Source organism: Arthrobacter sp. E3 (assembly GCF_017353415.1).
In the GTDB taxonomy this organism is placed as follows: Bacteria; Actinomycetota; Actinomycetes; order Actinomycetales; family Micrococcaceae; genus Specibacter.
In genome coordinates this window covers 34,873-50,284 of sequence record NZ_JAFMPX010000026.1, presented here as the reverse complement: position 1 = coordinate 50,284, position 15,412 = coordinate 34,873, and the positions used below count along the sequence as shown (strand labels likewise).

Annotated in this window: 18 protein-coding genes; 8 read left to right on the top strand and 10 right to left on the bottom strand. The window is 59.8% G+C overall.

Annotated elements, in window-relative coordinates; genetic code table 11:
• Window positions 1–82 precede the first annotated feature (82 nt).
• From JMA46_RS11850 to JMA46_RS11840, 3 genes are all read left to right on the top strand, one after another.
• A complete protein-coding gene (locus JMA46_RS11850) occupies window positions 83–268 on the top strand; it encodes a hypothetical protein (protein WP_207345540.1) in 186 nt (61 codons plus the stop codon).
• Window positions 269–313: 45 nt separating this feature from the next.
• Window positions 314–937, top strand: a complete 624-nt coding sequence (locus tag JMA46_RS11845; RefSeq protein WP_207345539.1) for a TetR family transcriptional regulator C-terminal domain-containing protein — start codon at window positions 314–316, stop codon at window positions 935–937.
• A gap of 148 nt (window positions 938–1,085) precedes the next feature.
• Window positions 1,086–1,643, top strand: coding sequence for a hypothetical protein (locus JMA46_RS11840; RefSeq protein ID WP_348770144.1), 558 nt, complete (start codon window positions 1,086–1,088; stop codon window positions 1,641–1,643).
• On the opposite strand, the gene JMA46_RS11835 is transcribed toward JMA46_RS11840, so the two are convergent.
• The 6 genes from JMA46_RS11835 to JMA46_RS11810 all read right to left on the bottom strand — a co-directional run bounded on the left by JMA46_RS11835 (window position 1,640) and on the right by JMA46_RS11810 (window position 7,453).
• Window positions 1,640–2,524 (bottom strand): hypothetical protein, encoded by an 885-nt coding sequence (locus JMA46_RS11835; RefSeq protein WP_207345537.1) that lies wholly within the window; start codon window positions 2,522–2,524, stop codon window positions 1,640–1,642. The two genes, JMA46_RS11840 and JMA46_RS11835, sit on opposite strands and share 4 nt — an antisense overlap.
• A 27-nt stretch (window positions 2,525–2,551) precedes the next feature.
• Window positions 2,552–3,541: a 2,3,4,5-tetrahydropyridine-2,6-dicarboxylate N-succinyltransferase gene (gene dapD, locus JMA46_RS11830; RefSeq protein ID WP_207345536.1), complete on the bottom strand. Its 990-nt coding sequence runs from the start codon at window positions 3,539–3,541 to the stop codon at window positions 2,552–2,554.
• A 48-nt stretch (window positions 3,542–3,589) separates the two neighbouring features.
• On the bottom strand, window positions 3,590–5,185 hold the full coding sequence (locus JMA46_RS11825; RefSeq protein ID WP_207345535.1) for a molybdopterin-dependent oxidoreductase: 1,596 nt from the start codon (window positions 5,183–5,185) through the stop codon (window positions 3,590–3,592).
• Between the two features lie 129 nt (window positions 5,186–5,314).
• A complete protein-coding gene (locus JMA46_RS11820) occupies window positions 5,315–6,124 on the bottom strand; it encodes an anti-sigma factor (protein WP_207345534.1) in 810 nt (269 codons plus the stop codon).
• Entirely contained in the window at window positions 6,121–6,678 is a 558-nt protein-coding gene (gene sigK / locus JMA46_RS11815) for an ECF RNA polymerase sigma factor SigK (protein ID WP_348770143.1), read from the bottom strand. Before sigK ends, JMA46_RS11820 begins: the two co-directional genes overlap by 4 nt.
• A gap of 100 nt (window positions 6,679–6,778) precedes the next feature.
• Window positions 6,779–7,453: a fasciclin domain-containing protein gene (locus JMA46_RS11810; RefSeq protein WP_207345532.1), complete on the bottom strand. Its 675-nt coding sequence runs from the start codon at window positions 7,451–7,453 to the stop codon at window positions 6,779–6,781.
• A 172-nt stretch (window positions 7,454–7,625) separates the two neighbouring features.
• Between JMA46_RS11810 and dapE the strand changes: the two genes are divergently transcribed.
• On the top strand, window positions 7,626–8,768 hold the full coding sequence (gene dapE / locus JMA46_RS11805) for a succinyl-diaminopimelate desuccinylase (RefSeq protein WP_207345531.1): 1,143 nt from the start codon (window positions 7,626–7,628) through the stop codon (window positions 8,766–8,768).
• A 103-nt stretch (window positions 8,769–8,871) separates the two neighbouring features.
• Here dapE and JMA46_RS11800 read toward each other — a convergent pair whose 3' ends face one another.
• The 4 genes from JMA46_RS11800 to JMA46_RS11785 form a co-directional block, all read right to left on the bottom strand.
• On the bottom strand, window positions 8,872–9,714 hold the full coding sequence (locus JMA46_RS11800; protein ID WP_207345530.1) for an amino acid ABC transporter permease: 843 nt from the start codon (window positions 9,712–9,714) through the stop codon (window positions 8,872–8,874).
• Complete coding sequence (locus JMA46_RS11795) at window positions 9,711–10,361, bottom strand: ABC transporter permease subunit (RefSeq protein ID WP_207345529.1); 651 nt, start codon at window positions 10,359–10,361, stop codon at window positions 9,711–9,713. Before JMA46_RS11795 ends, JMA46_RS11800 begins: the two co-directional genes overlap by 4 nt.
• 92 nt (window positions 10,362–10,453) lie before the next feature.
• Entirely contained in the window at window positions 10,454–11,299 is an 846-nt protein-coding gene (locus JMA46_RS11790; protein ID WP_207345545.1) for a glutamate ABC transporter substrate-binding protein, read from the bottom strand.
• Between the two features lie 148 nt (window positions 11,300–11,447).
• Window positions 11,448–12,203 carry an amino acid ABC transporter ATP-binding protein gene (locus JMA46_RS11785; RefSeq protein ID WP_207345528.1) on the bottom strand — a complete coding sequence of 252 codons (756 nt, stop codon included), beginning with the start codon at window positions 12,201–12,203 and terminating at the stop codon, window positions 11,448–11,450.
• A 121-nt stretch (window positions 12,204–12,324) separates the two neighbouring features.
• Between JMA46_RS11785 and JMA46_RS11780 the strand changes: the two genes are divergently transcribed.
• From JMA46_RS11780 to JMA46_RS11765, 4 genes are all read left to right on the top strand, one after another.
• Entirely contained in the window at window positions 12,325–13,101 is a 777-nt protein-coding gene (locus tag JMA46_RS11780; protein ID WP_207345527.1) for a TIGR00730 family Rossman fold protein, read from the top strand.
• A gap of 82 nt (window positions 13,102–13,183) precedes the next feature.
• Entirely contained in the window at window positions 13,184–13,546 is a 363-nt protein-coding gene (locus tag JMA46_RS11775) for a DivIVA domain-containing protein (RefSeq protein WP_207345526.1), read from the top strand.
• Between the two features lie 6 nt (window positions 13,547–13,552).
• Window positions 13,553–14,143 carry a DNA-3-methyladenine glycosylase I gene (locus tag JMA46_RS11770; protein WP_207345525.1) on the top strand — a complete coding sequence of 197 codons (591 nt, stop codon included), beginning with the start codon at window positions 13,553–13,555 and terminating at the stop codon, window positions 14,141–14,143.
• A complete protein-coding gene (locus JMA46_RS11765) occupies window positions 14,140–15,393 on the top strand; it encodes a hypothetical protein (protein ID WP_348770142.1) in 1,254 nt (417 codons plus the stop codon). The genes JMA46_RS11770 and JMA46_RS11765 overlap by 4 nt, the downstream gene beginning before the upstream one ends.
• Window positions 15,394–15,412 lie beyond the last annotated feature (19 nt).

Below are 15,412 nucleotides of genomic sequence, written 5' to 3'. Positions count from 1 at the left end.
GGGGGGGGGGGGCGGGCCCCCCTCGCCCCCCCCCCCGCCGCTTTTCTCATGAAAATCCCCTTCTTGAAAGTTGAAAGCTAAAATGTTGAAATTGCTGCTGCACACCTTCTCCATGGCATTCCCCATTGTCGTTGTGGTGCTGGGCATCCTGCTGCTGGTGGGCAAAATAGTATTCCTGCCGTACTTCATCGCCGCCGTTGTTGTCATGGTGGTCCTCTTGGTGCTTTTGTACGTGGACAAGAAGAAGGACGCAGCAATCAGCAAGTAGGCGAGTAATTGAGCACCGTTGAAACAAGTGTGCTAAAAAAGATATGTGCCTAAAATTATTGATGCCGATGACCGCCGTGAACTCGTTGCGGACGCCGTGTTCCACGTTATTTCAGAACGTGGAATGGGACAGGCATCGCTACGCAACGTAGCCAAGGCCGCCAATCTGGCCTTGGGTTCGGTGCGGCACTATTTCGATAACCAGGGCGAACTGATGGAGTTTGCATGCAGGGTAAACTCTGAACGCATCCATGTCCGGGCCCTTGACAAGCTTGTTGAGTTGGAAGAGAACACCTTGCCCGTTGCGGCCGCGGAGATCGTGGAGAATTGCGCCGCTGTCCTGGAGGAATTGCTGCCCTTGGATGAAAACCGGCGGGTCGATGCCGTGGTGCACATGGAGTTCATGCTGGCGGCACGCACCAATACCGACCTTTCCGCTGCCGCCAGGGACGACTATCGGGCCACGGGTGCCGTCGTTGGCCGAGTGGTCATGCAATTGCTGGAAAGCCCTCTCGCTGCCGCCAATTTGGTCCCGGTGGATGAAGCTGAAAGGCTCATCGGCCTCCTGGACGGTTTGAGCCTGCGCATGGTCCTGCAACCAGCCTGGTCGGCTCCCGAACAGGGTCGGTCCACCCTTCGCAGGCATCTGCACACGCTCCTATTAAAATAGCCTCACATTTGGTCAGTGCCGAGTTCCTCGCTTCAGAGTAATCTTGAAGGTGGGATTGCTGCACCAATAATGCAGCGGCTGGAGGCGAAAGAGAATGCATCACACAGGTGGCCCCGGATGGCGCATCACCATGGATACGTGCGGACCCATGCTGATAGCCCTTTATCTGCGCGACGTGGCTGGTCTGGTGGGCGCGGGTACCCCTGCCCTGTCAGATGTGGCACCCACGGTCGACGCCTCAGACCACACCATGCTGATCTCCAGTGTCGGTGGCACCGACGCTTTGCGGGACCAGTGGGAATTCTGGTGGAGCAGGCTGCTGCAGCAGGTGCCCGGTACGCAGGAAACCCTCACGCCCCCGAACTTCCCCGAACTGGCGGGGATGCCCGCCCTGCAGCGGGTGGCCCAAGCCCACTATGGGGCCGCACTGACTTGGTCCAGAGAGCAGACGAACCTGTATTCAGCGCTTGCACAGCAGCGTGAAACCCTGGGTGAGCACAAAATTTTGGCGGATCTTGTACAAAACAGGGAGATGGAACTCGGCCGCTGCGCCAGGGATTTCACCCTCACCATCGTAGAAGTTCCACTCGCAGAGCAACGGGCGTGGTTCATTGAACCGAACCGCCTCATCATGAGTTCCCACCTGCTTGATGACCAAGCATCCTTTTGCAGTTTTGTCCGTCCCGTGGTGGAACTGCTGGTCTAGCTTTGTGTTGCCGGGGCTAGCTGGATTGCCACTTGTTCCGGAGCTGCCGAACCACCAGTCTGCCAGCCCACGTTGCGGCCGTCGGTGTTGGCGCTCCTATCCCATGTTTGGCCGGCATGGCTAACTTCGACGATGCCGAATTGTTGTGCGTTCGCCAGTGCCCAGTTGGCCACGATCCAGCCATGGGATGGGGAAACCGGAACGTGCACCAGTGTGCCCGCTTCATTAACCGTCGTAGTGGCATCGAAAAGCCCCACGGCTGCTTGTGCCGCTGAAATCACAAGTTGTGGGTTGCTGCCGGATGTTGCGGTTGGCAACGTGCAATTGAGACTTGCGGAACTTTGCCCCGACATGGCGGAGGCAAAGGCGCGGGACAACGCCTCGTGCTTGCCGTAGGCGTGCGGGTACCCGGAGCGCTGGACGATCTGGGCGGCGTCATTGACGGGCATGTCAACATAACCTGGTACTTGAGCCAAGGCATCGTAGAATGCGTTGGCAGAAAATACCGGGTCCATGATTTCATCCACACTTCCCCAGCCTTGGGACGGGCGCTGCTGGAAAAGGCCAATCGAATCCAAATCCCCGTAGTCAATGTTGCGCAGCCTTGATTCCTGCAATGCCGTGGCCAAGGCTATGGAAGCTGCGCGCGCAGGCATGCCGCGCTGCACTGCGAGCGTGGTGATGAGGGACGCATTTTGGCTTTGATCAAGGGCAAGTTTGTAGCTCGCGTCTCCGACCGTTGCCGTGCAGCCAGTGGACAGCCCTGGAGCCAAGGTGTTCCGGAGCGTACCAACAAGCCAGGCGCCGCCGCCAATGAGCAGGCCGAGACAGACCATGGTGACAGTCAGCAACGTGGCAACGCGACGGCTCCGCCGGCTCATGGCACGGAACGTTCAGCAGTTGCGTTGCTAGTTCGCATGCAGGATCTCATTGAGGGCCACAGTGACACCCTTGCGCGGCAGGGCCTCGACTTCACCGGTGCTTGAGTTGCGGCGGAACAACAGGTTCGGAAGGCCTGAAAGTTCGCTGGCCTTGACCACAGCGCTGGTGAGCGTGCCGTCGTCGTTCTTGGAGCCGTAGAGCCGCACCCGTGTTCCGGCGGTGACATACAGGCCAGCCTCCACCACGGAGTCGTCGCCGATGCTGATGCCCACGCCTGAGTTGGCACCCAACAGTACTCGCTCGCCCACAGCCACCCGTTCACGGCCGCCACCGGACAGTGTGCCCATGATGGAGGCGCCACCGCCCACGTCGCTGCCGTCGCCCACCACGACGCCGGCGGAAATGCGGCCTTCAACCATGGAGGTGCCCAGCGTGCCGGCATTGAAGTTCACGAAGCCTTCGTGCATGATCGTGGTTCCTTCGGCCAAGTGGGCACCGAGACGCACACGGTCGGCGTCGCCAATGCGGACCCCCGACGGGACCACGTAGTCCACCATGCGTGGGAACTTGTCGACGCCGTATACCGTGACTGGGCCGCGGTGGCGCAGCTTGGCGCGGGTGAGTTCAAAACCGTCGACGGCGGCTGGGCCAAAGTTGGTCCACACGACATTGTTGAGCTTGCCAAAAACGCCGTCGAGGTTGAGGGTGTTCGGGGCTGCAAGGCGATGGGAGAGCAGGTGCAGGCGCAGGTATGCGTCCACGGCATCCTCAGGGGCTGCATCCAAGTCGATCTGGGCGAAAACAACCTGCACGCTCACGTCCCTGTCCGGGTCGGTGCCTGCTGCTGCCAGCTCGGTGAGGGCCGCGTCTGCTTCGGGAGCGTTCCCCAATGTGCCTGCGATGGTGCCCAGAGCAGGGCTGGGGAACCACACATCAAGGACGATGCCTGAACTGGTGGTGGTGGCAAGGCCGAAGCCGTGGGCGGAACGCTCTGTGGGTGCAGCTGGTTGGGTCATTGGATAAGTTTATCGGCACCGGGGGAGCGGGAATGTCAGCAGCACTGCTCAGACCACTGTGAAGCTGATGGAGTGCCAGCCGCTGGAGCCGTCAGGTGCCGGAGGTGCCTGGTCCTCGGTCTGCAGTTCGTTGCCGACGTCGTAGGCGCGGACGCGCACTTTGTGGTTTCCGGCCGGGGCGTTCTCCCAGACGTATGACCACTGGCGCCAAGTGTCCACCGACGCCTCGGCGGCCAGCGTAGCAGCAAGCCAAGGGCCGTCGTCCAGCTGGATTTCAACCTTTGAAATACCCTTGGTCTGCGCCCACGCACTGCCGCCGATGGAGACTTTCCCAGCAGGGATGCGTGCCAGCGCCCGGGGAACCTCCACACGTGATGCAGTTTTGATGGGACCGTGTGAGGACCAGCCGCGTGATGTCCAATACCCTGCATTCTCGGCGAAGGTTGTGACTTCCAAGTCAACAACCCACTTGGTGGCTGAGACAAAGCCGTAAAGACCCGGCACCACCATGCGGACGGGGAATCCGTGTTGCAGGGGCAGTGGCTCGCCGTTCATGCCCACTGCCAACATGGCGTCACGGTCATCCTGAAGAATGGGAAGGGGCGTTGATGCGCTGAAGCCGTCGATGCTTGTGGACAGCACCATGTCGGCGCCCGCCTTGGGCTTTGCCCGGGCCAGCAGTTCTCGAATGGGGTAGCCAAGCCATTTGGCGTTGCCGGCGAGGTTTCCGCCGACCACATTCGAAACGCAGGTCAATGTCACATACGACTCGATGAGATCCTGCGCGAGAAGTTCATCGAAACTCAGCGTAATTTCTTCCTCAACCATTCCGTGGACGCGCAGTTCCCACTTGGCTGGGTCGATCTCCGGGACCACCAGGGCAGTGTCAATGCGGTAAAAGTCGCTGTTGGGGGTCACAAACGGGGTGACTCCCTCCACCGGCGCCTGCACCCCAGCGGGCAATGCCACAGCTTTGATCTTGGCGGACGGGAGCTTGAGGGCCTCACGCACCTGCCGCACGGCGTTGCGGGTGGTGGAAAGGGCGCTACCTGCCACGCCGGCCACAACAGCCACTCCAGCCAGGGCCACGGTTCTTAGCAGGAAACTGCGACGACTGGTGGAATCCACATTGGCGGCCTGCTGCCCTGCCTGAAGTGGCTGTGCCTGCGTTTGTTCATGTGCTATTTTCGGTTCCGGGGTCAAGAACCGCAGGCTCAGAAGCCCGGCGATGGTGCCGACCAGCAAAGGAAAGAGGTCTGCAATGCCGGCGCCGGAGCGGGTGATGATGGCTGCGGCCATGACAAGGGCAAAGACAACCACCAGTGCGGCGCCAACCCGAAAGTGCCTGCGGGCCACAATGCCGGCCACGGCGGATAGCAGGGCTGCTGCCACTCCCATGGAGATCAGCAGCACCATTTTGTCATTCGTGCCAAAAGTGGCGATGGCGAAGTCTTTCAGCCACGCCGGGGTGAAATCAATGAACGTGGAGCCAACTGATGTCAGCGGGGCTGATGCAGGGCCAAAAAAGACCGAGACCAATTGGGCTGAGGCAAACAAGATTCCAGCCGCAACGACGCCGGCCAGTGCCCCTGGCCAGAGTCCATGCAAAGAATGTTGACGTGGTGCCTTGTTCAGATTGCGCATTGGTTGATCCTTAGAATTATTGCTTGGCTACCGGGTTGGCAGTTCGGTAGAGGTGCTCTTAAAGTACTTCGGAGCGGAGCCCCTGTCGGATTGCTTGGACAGGGGCTCCGCTCCGAGAACTCTTTTACTTTAGAGCGCTTGGACCATAAGTGGCTTGGTGGTGGGCGCCGTCGAACCGCCAGCCGGTTCAATGGTGATCCCGACATGCGTGGCACCGTCCAGCTTCCCGTCGAGCACCTGCATGCCTGGGGTGGGAGAGCCGGGATTCGGCATGACCCCTGCGGGAACCGCCCCTTCGGCGGAGATGAACCAGAGTTCATAGGTTTTATCCGCCGGCAGCTCAGGCATGCCCTTGACCATGACGGCGGCCCTGTTGGCCGTGGTGGAGGAGGCGACGGTTACTGATGCGCCGTCGGACATTTCGGTGGTGGCAATCTTGGCGTCGGAGGCACTGACTATCCCCAGCATGGCTTCCTGTTGTGCCGCAGCCGAGGCCTGATTGGATTCAAGGGCCACAAGCCTTTTTTGCAAGTCGGTGTCGGTCGAATTTTGGCCGACAACCCAACCGGCGGCACCGGCGAAAACCGCCAGCGCAGCAGCGGCGCTCAGTGCTGGCAGCCAGCGACTCCGGGTGGCGGTGTTGGGAGCCGAGGAATGGCTTCCATGCCTTTTACCGGAGGAAATATCGAGGACTGTTGAGGAGTTCGAAAGTTGACGTTTGTTGCGAATGGCAGCCATCACGTCGGCCTTGAGCTGTGCCGGTGGTGCTTGCTCATCTGTTCCGTAGGCCAGCAGTGTCGCTGTCTCGGTGAGTTCGCGTGCCTCTTGCGATGTCTGCTCGTCGGTGATTGCGAACTCTTCAAACTCGATACGTTCCTGGTTATCCAGGGCGTCCAAAGCGTAGGAGCCGGTGTTCAAGTGCAATTGCTTGTCCATCATGCCACTCCTAACCTGTCTCGCATCCTTATCATTCCGTCACGGATTCTTGTCTTAATTGTACCCACTGGAACCTTGAGAAGCTCCGCTACCTCTTGATGGGTGTAGCCTCCGTAGTAGGCCAAGCTGATGGCTTCCTGCTGGGCAGGTGTCAAGGACTTTAAGGCCTGTTTGACGCGTTCGGCCTCAAACTTGCCTTCCACCGTGTCAGCAACGTCCTCGTAGCTCTCTTGAAACTCTTTGATACCTTGGCGCAGGTCCCTGTCGGTGCTGGCCTGGCTGGCTCTGACTTTATCCACTGCCTTTCGGTGCGCAATGACCAAAATCCAAGACATTGCCTTGCCTTTGTCCGGATCAAAGCGGGATGCCTGTTCCCAGATGTCAAGGAAAACCTCTTGGGTCACTTCCTGACTCTGGGCGGGGTCCCTGACAACGCGGCGCACTAAGCCAAATACTCTGGGCGCTACTTCGTCATACAAAATCTCAAAGGCCGCCTCGTCGCCAGAGGCGACGAGGCGGATAAGTTCTTCCTGGGACGGCGGGGCCAAGGCCTCCACGGATCGCAACCACGGTACACGCATAGTGTCTACAGTGCCACGTTCTTCCCTCTGAAGCGGACTTCCTTCGATATGTGTTGCGAAATATTGATGCTTACGGTTACTTCTTGGCCGGGGGCATCAGTACGGTGTCGATCAGGTAGACCGTGGCGTTGGCAGTCTTGACGCCACCACAGATCACCTTGGCGTCATTGACCATGATGTTGTCGCCACTGCCGGTGACCTTCAGGTCGCTTCCCTCGGCGGTTGCGTGCGTTCCATCAATGTCCTTGGGGGAAAGCTGACCGGGGACCACGTGGTACGTCAGGATGGAAGTCAATGCTGCCGAGTCGGTCTTCAATCCGTCGATGGTTGCTGCCGGGATCTTGGCGAAGGCGTCATCAACTGGTGCGAAGACTGTGAACTGGCCGCCGTTGAGCGTGTCAACCAGATTGACGTCCTTGTTCAACTGGCCCGAGATGGCGGCCGTGAGAGTCTTCAACAGGGGGTTGTTCGAGGCAGCGGTGGCAACCGGATCCTGAGCCATGCCGGCAACTGAACCTGCTCCCGACGGAACTGCTTCGGCGTAGGCTGCACAGCCTGATCCAACAAGGTCTCCTGCCATTGCCTCAGTGGTGGCCATGGGGGCTTCGGAAGACATCGGCGCCTCCGAGCTTGCGCTCGGCGTGGTGGTCGTTGCTCCGCTGCAGGAAGTGATTCCCATTGCTGCAACGGCCAGGATTCCCAGGCCAAAGCTGATGCGCTTACGGTTTCCGGACTTCAAGGTGGTGTTCATGATGAGTCTCCATAAATGTGAAAGCGGAAGGATTCCGTTTTTTCCCCACCAGTCGCGGCTTGCGCTGCTCCGGTTCGGGCTGTCAGAGAGTACTTCGGAGCAGCTCGGGAAACGGATTGGATTTTCTTGAAGAAAGTTTTTTCGCTCTTTTCCGCACCGCTAAACTGTGGGAATGACCAGCCAAAATACCCCGCAAACCCCAGCCACTGCCCCGGGAGCATCGACACCTTCGACGGGCTCCCTGCCGCTGGATATCCGCCAGGATGTGGCCATGCTCGCTGCGGACTTGATGGACATTGAGAGCGTCTCCGGAAACGAGGGAGCACTCGCAGACGCCGTGGAGCAGGCCCTGACCGGGCTGGAACACCTTCACGTGGTGCGCAACGGCGATGCCATCGTGGCGCGCACATCGCTGGGCCGGGGCGAAAGAGTGATTTTGGCCGGCCACCTAGACACGGTGCCCCTGCCCACTGCATCGGGGGCGCGAGGAACCGTGCCCAGCACTTGGGACGGTGAGGTGCTGTACGGCCGCGGGGCAACGGACATGAAGGGCGGGGTGGCAGTGCAGCTGGCCCTTGCTGCCACGCTGCTTGAGCCGAACAAGGACCTGACCATTATCTTCTACGACCATGAAGAAGTGGCCGCGTCCAAAAGCGGTCTGGGCCGTCTGGTGCGCGAAAACCGGGAATTGCTCAACGCGGATTTTGGCATCCTGCTTGAACCAACCAATGGGACGGTGGAAGGTGGCTGCAACGGCACCATTCGCTTTGAAGCAACAACGAAGGGGATTGCGGCACACTCTGCACGGGCTTGGATGGGGGAGAACGCCATCCACGCGGCCGCACCGATCCTGGCCCGGCTGGCAGCCTACGATCCTGCAACCGTCACCGTCGACGGCCTGGACTACCGGGAATCATTGAACGCTGTGAAGATTCACGGCGGCACGGCTGGCAACGTGATTCCGGATGCCTGCGTGGTGGAGATCAACTACCGGTTCGCGCCCGATAAAACCCCGGCCCAGGCCGAGGCGCATGTGCGTGACGTGTTGGCCGGCTTTGATTTGGTGTGCACGGATTCCTCCTCCGGGGCACGTCCGGGACTCACAGCGCCAGCCGCGGCCAGCTTTGTGGCGGCTGTGGGGCGTGAACCACTTCCCAAGTACGGCTGGACAGACGTTGCCCGGCTGAGCGAGTTGGGTATCCCTGCCGTGAATTTCGGCCCAGGCGACGCACTGCTGGCCCACAGCGACAACGAGCATGTGCATGGCGGTGCCATTCGCGAATGTCTGGCGGCACTGACCCGTTGGCTTGCCTAGCCCCACCCTCGTGGCGACTGCCGCTTAAACGTCAGGGGCCGGCGTCGTTCATTGAAGAACGACGCCGGCCCCTGGCTTTGCTGCTTGGGTTGCCGCAGGCGGATCAGCCAGTCAGGCCAACCTTGGTCTTGACGATCTTCACGCGGGAGGACATCTTGAATTCCACGTACTTGGCAATGCCGGACAGGATCAGGCACAGGCCCACATAGATGACGGCAGCGACCATGAGCGCCGGGACCACGGGGGAGCCGTACCCGCCCTGCGAGCCAAGGAAGTCGGCGTAGTACAGGATTTCGTGGTACGTGATGAGGAAGCCCAGCGCGGTGTCCTTCAAAATGACCACGAGCTGGGAAATGATGACCGGCAACATGGCTCGAACTGCCTGCGGGAGCAGGATCATGCGCAGCACCTGGCTCTTGGACAGCCCAATGGCAAGTCCGGCCTCACGCTGTCCCTTGGGGAGGGACTCGATGCCGGCACGGAATACCTCGGCCAGCACAGAGCCGTTGTAGAGGATCAAGCCGACCACAACGGCGATGAAGGGCGTGATGCCCTTGACACCGGCGGAGGGCAGGCCGTAATAGACAATCATCATCAGGACCAGCAGCGGCACCGCACGGAACAACTCGGTGAACCAGTAGCAAGGGATGTGCAGCCACTTGGAATCGGACAGACGGCCGAAGGCGAGGACGATGCCCAGCAGCAGGCTACCTACGGCTCCAACCGCAAAGGCCTTCAGCGTTGCGCCGATGACCTCCAAGAAGGTTTGCTGGACGAGTGGGAACGTGAAGATTTCCCACTTCTTGGCCGTGAACTGCCCCGATTCGTAGAACCGGAACAAGATGAAGCCAATGATGCCGACCACCACAACGAACGTCGCGACGTTCAGATAAACGTTGCGTGTGCGGGCTTTGGGTCCGGGGACGTCAAACAGTACTGAGCTCATCGTGCCACCCTCCACTTCTTTTCAAGGTAGCGTTGCAGCGGCGTCATGATCCCCAGCACCAGAACCACAAAGATCAAGGCAACCCACAGCAGCCCTGGCAAGAGGGGCTCGCCGCGTTCGCTCAGGTAGGCACGAATGGCACCGGCTTCCAGAACTGAGAACCCCGCGGCAACCGTGGTGTTCTTCAGCAGTGCAATGAATACGCTGAAAAGCGGAGGAACTACTGAGCGGAACGCCTGTGGGAGCACAATCAGCGTCAGAGTTTGGATGAAGGGAAGCCCTATCGCCCGGGCGGCCTCGGACTGTCCGACGGACACGGTGTTGATACCGGAGCGGATTGCTTCGCAGACATACGTTGCCGTGTACAGCGAAAGGCCGACGATGGCGGCATTCATGAAACTGATCGAAGGCAGTCCCAACCGGGGATAACCCAAGGCGAAGAAGGCCAGTATCAGCACCAGGGGGGTATTGCGAACGGCATTGACGTAAAGGGTTCCTGCGGCACGCATGGCAGGAGCCGGGGAGACGCGCATCCCGGCCACGAGGGTGCCCAGAATCAGTGCGAAAAACGCAGAAATGATGAAAAGAATTCCAGTGTTCTTGAAGCCAGTGAGAAACAAGTCGCTGTTGTCAATAATTATATTCACAGGGCTGTGTCGCTTTCAGTGAATTGGCTAGAGGGCTAAGCGGTGGTGGTGGGGGGGGGGGATGCCCGGGCAACACCACTACCTTGGGACGCTTAGTACTGATCAACCGCGGGCTGCTCGACCTTCGTGCCGGATTTGCCCAGCGTGGAGTCGTAGATCTTGGTCCACGTTGCGTTGCCGTCGGTCAGGGTCTTGTTCAAGAACGTGCGCAGTGCGGTGTCGCCCTTGGGCAGGCCGATTCCGTACTTCTCCACGGTGAACGGTTCGCCAACAACTTTCAGGTTGTCAGGGTCCTGTGAGGCAAAGCCCAACAGGATGGCCTGGTCGGTGGTGACAGCGTCAACGCTGCCACTCTTAAGTGCGTCCACGCACTTGGAGTAGATGTCGAACTCAACCGGGACAGCCTTCGGGAAGTTCTCGCGAATGTTCTGGATGGGCGTAGAGCCGGTGGCGGAACAAACCTTCTTGCCATCCAGGTCCTTTTCGCTCTTGATCGTGTCATTGGACTTCTGCACCAGCAAGCCCTGGCCCGTGATGAAGTACGGTCCGGCGAAGTCTACGATGGCCTTGCGCTTGTCGGTGATGGAGTAGGTGCCCACGTAGAGGTCCACGTCGCCGTTGGCGAGGGCCGTTTCACGGTTGGCTGACGGGATGGCCTTGAAATCAATCTTGTCCTTGGCCACGCCCAGCGAGGCTGCCATCCAGGTGGCAATCTCAATGTCGAAGCCGCTGCGCTGACCGGTAGCTGCGTCCAAGTAACCCAGTCCGGGCTGGTCTTCCTTCACACCAATCCGGATTGCCCCGGAGGACTTGATCTTATCGAAGGTGGGGCTGCCTGTGAGGGCAACATCTTTGGCTACATCAAAGGCTGGGGCGTCGCCAGCGGAGCCGCCGTCGGTGGAGCCTCCTCCTGCAGTTGTGCCGCCGCAACCTGTCATAGCCAACGCCGTGGCTGCTAGAACAGCCGCAACTCCGAGGCTCTTCCTTCCAAAAAATTTCTTCACGTGTATTCCTTTGATAAGCGGCCGTCATGGCCGGTGAAATGATCGGCTTCAGCAGCCGGGAAAGCTAAAAATACGTTGCGTGTCAGTTGGTGAGGATCTTGGACAAAAAGTCCTTGGCCCTGGCTGTCTGCGGATTGGTGAAGAACTCACTCGGCGTGGCCTCTTCGACAATCTGTCCGTCGGCCATGAAGATCACCCTGTCCGCTGCTTTGCGGGCAAAGCCCATCTCGTGGGTCACCACCACCATGGTCATGCCTTCTTTGGCCAGTTCAACCATGACGTCCAGGACCTCATTGATCATTTCAGGGTCAAGTGCGCTGGTGGGCTCGTCGAAGAGCATGACCTTTGGCTTCATCGCCAAAGCCCGTGCGATCGCCACGCGCTGCTGCTGCCCGCCGGAAAGCTGGGCCGGCAGTTTCGCTGCCTGGTGGCCTACGCCTACCCGGTCCAACAAGCTCAGGGCGAGCTTGTCGGCGTCGGACTTGCTCATGCCCTTGACCTTGATGGGCCCCAGTGTGACGTTTTCCAAAATTGTTTTATGTGCAAACAAGTTGAACGACTGGAACACCATGCCCACATCTGCGCGCAAGGCCGCGAGCTGACGGCCTTCCTTGGGAAGTTCCTTGCCCTCAATGGTGATGGAACCCGAATCGATGGTTTCCAGCCGGTTGATGGCGCGGCACAGGGTCGACTTGCCGGAGCCCGAAGGTCCGATGACAACCAAGACCTCACCCTTGGCAACTTGCAAGTTGATGTCCTTGAGCACGTGCAGAGTGCTGTAGTGCTTGTTAACAAGCTTTAACTCCACTAGTGCAGGAGCATGTCCGGGATTTGTCATGCATTGAATCTATCGAGTTTCTCGCGAGGTGGAAGAGAAATCACGAAGATGGGCAAGGATCGTAACGCTAACGAGATATTCTGAGCCAGCGTTTTAGCGGTTTTCACGTAGCCTTATGGGCATGAGCGCACCCACAGGACCCAGCAGCCCCATTCGCCCGCAACTTAGACGATTCGGCATATGGCGCAAAAACGGCAAGGGCCACGAAACCGCGGATGCCCGGCTGCTGGAGACCCCGCCGAGCAGCGATTTCACCCACACCGACCCGTGGCGGGTCATGCGGATCCAAAGCGAGTTCGTGCAGGGCTTTGATGCGTTGGCTGAAATTGGCCCGGCCATCAGCGTGTTCGGTTCGGCTCGGACCAAACGGGACTCACCGTTTTACGCCACCGGGGTTGAAGTGGGCAAGCGTCTGGTCGAAGCGGGTGTAGCGGTCATCACCGGGGGCGGGCCCGGGTCCATGGAAGCAGCCAACCGGGGTGCTGCAGAGGCAGGCGGGCTGTCCATTGGCCTGGGTATTGAACTTCCTTTTGAAGAAGGCATGAACGAATGGGTTGGCCTGGGCGTCGACTTCCGCTACTTCTTCGCCCGGAAGACCATGTTCGTGAAGTACGCCCAAGGCTTCGTGGTGCTGCCCGGAGGACTGGGCACCTTGGACGAGCTCTTTGAAGCCATGGTCCTTGTGCAAACCAGCAAGGTCAGCCAATTCCCCATTGTGCTTGTGGACAAGGAATTCTGGGGTCCGCTGCTTGACTGGATTCGCAACGTGGTCATTGAACGAGGCCTTGTTTCGGTGGGGGACATGGACATTATCTCGATCGTGGATACGGCCGAAGAAGCCGTGGAACTCGTCATGGCTGGCAAGGCCGGTGCAAAAGTCGCTGCCCGTCGGGGCTGACATCATTGCTGTGGGGCGCTGTAGCTTGCTGTTGGCGGCGTGACATACGCCAGTATGGCCGCGCGTCTGGCACCATGGTCTAGTGACCTATTTCTTGATCTTTCTGGCGGTGGCGGTGGCTGCGGCAGCGGCGCTGTACGTGGTGGGCCTGAACAGGCAGGAGCCCGATGCTCCCGTATATGCTGACGCGCTGGCCGCGCCCGTGGCGAATCTGCCACCGGTTCTCCTGCCGGGCACGCCCGAGCCCGCTGATGTGGATAAGTTGCGGTTCTCCTTGGGGCTGCGGGGCTACCGTATGGATCAGGTTGACGAAGTCCTTGACCGACTCCGAGATGAGTTGGCAACCAAGAATGAGCGCATCACTGAGCTGGAAGGTGCATTGCTCACACCCGACCGCGATGCTGCACGCGGCAATGCTGACGCAGACACCAGCCACAACGGCTGATCGGATATGACAGGGGTGGCCGAAGACGACGGACGGATCCGCTGTGCCTGGGCTGGGATTGAGAGCGACAAACAATACCAGCGCTACCATGACCTCGAGTGGGGCAGGGCAGTGGCAGGCGAAGCGGAGCTGTTTGAACGGCTGAGCCTTGAAGCCTTTCAGTCCGGTCTCAGCTGGCTCACCATCTTGCGCAAGCGCGAGGCATTCAGAGCGGCCTTTGCCGACTTCGATCCGGCAATCGTTGCCAGCTTTGGCCCGAGCGACGTCGAACGTCTCATGGCGGATGTTTCAATTGTGCGCAACCGCCTGAAAATCAACGCCACGATTGGCAATGCCAAAGCACTTCTGGCACTGCCTTCCGGAACCACACTCGGTTCGCTCATCGCCTCGGAGGCCCCTGCCTCCACCCGGCCCGCAGGGGCACCGATTCCAACGCAGACGCCCGAATCGCGGCAGCTGGCGAAAAGCCTCAAAAAGTACTGGTTTTCGTTTGTCGGACCAACCACCGCCTATGCCATGATGCAGGCCATCGGCGTCGTCAATGACCACCAGCCGGAGTGTTGGCTGGCACCGGAAAAAGCTTTGACCCTGCCGTGAGCGGGCCGAATAAACGTGCTCTGGAAACGGGTCCGGTGCACACCGTCAACGATGAGCTCTACGCCATGTTGCGCAGTGTTCTCGCCCCGTTGCGGAAGGCTCCGTGGTGGCTGAAGGTCACGTTGATCTATGGCGCAGCCCGGTTTGTTTCTTATGCCATCCTGCTGGGTGCGGCCTGGCATGCCGAAGCATCCCCATGGGGTGGCCAGCAGCCTGACTACTTGACGTTCATCGACCGCTGGGATGCCGGCTGGTACGAGCGAATCTTCAACGGCGGCTACCCGACCAGCATCCCGCGCAACGACGACGGCACTGCGCAACCCAACGAATGGGCCTTTTATCCACTCTTCCCACTGTTGGCGCGTGGACTCAGTGCCGTGACCGGATGGGGTTGGGCAACATCCGGGGCCACCGTGGCAACCATGGCAGGGCTGGCCGCGGCGCTCATGATCTTCTGCCTGTTCAAGTACGTCGCTTCAACATTGACGGCCTTGTGGGGCGTGGCGTTCTTTGCTGTGTTCCCGGCTTCCCCGATCCTGCAAGTTCCCTATGCCGAATCGTTGGGCATCTTCTTCATCGCTGCTGCGCTGGATCTGCTGATCAAGCGAAACTACTGGGCCGCGATGCCCATGGTGGTACTGCTGTGCCTGACGCGTCCGGCAGGGGTGCCGTTTGCCGCTGTCGTGCTTGTGCATCTGCTGTTGCGCTGGCGGCACCGAAACGATGAACCGTTTCCGCGCAGGGACAGGGCTGCCGGCACGGGGCTGCTGGTTTTGAGCGCCCTCATGGCGTTTGCATGGATGCTGGCAGCGTGGTGGGTGACGGGGGAGCGCAGCGCCTACACCGATACTGAAACTGCATGGCGCGGTACGTCGTTGGTACTTTTCAAACCGTGGTTCGATGCCGGTGTTTCTCTGATGGGGCCATTCTGGGGGCCCGTGCTGCCCATACTTTTTGTGGCGCTGGCAGCGCTTTACTTGAATTCCAGGGCCGTCCGACGGATCGGGCTGGAACTGCGCATCTGGTGCACCATGTACTTGTTGTACCTGCTGGCCGTTTTGCATCCACAGTCCAGCACGTTCCGTATGCTGCTTCCATTGTTTCCGCTGGCCTTGGCGTCTGCCTTCATCTCCCGCTCCCGTGCGTACCGCTGGAGCGTGCTGGTGCTGTTTGGCGTCCTGCAAATCGTGTGGGTGGTGTGGTTGTGGCAATTTTCCGCCATCAGCACCGGCCAGGCTTGGCCGCCCTAATGGCATCGTCTGTGTCAGG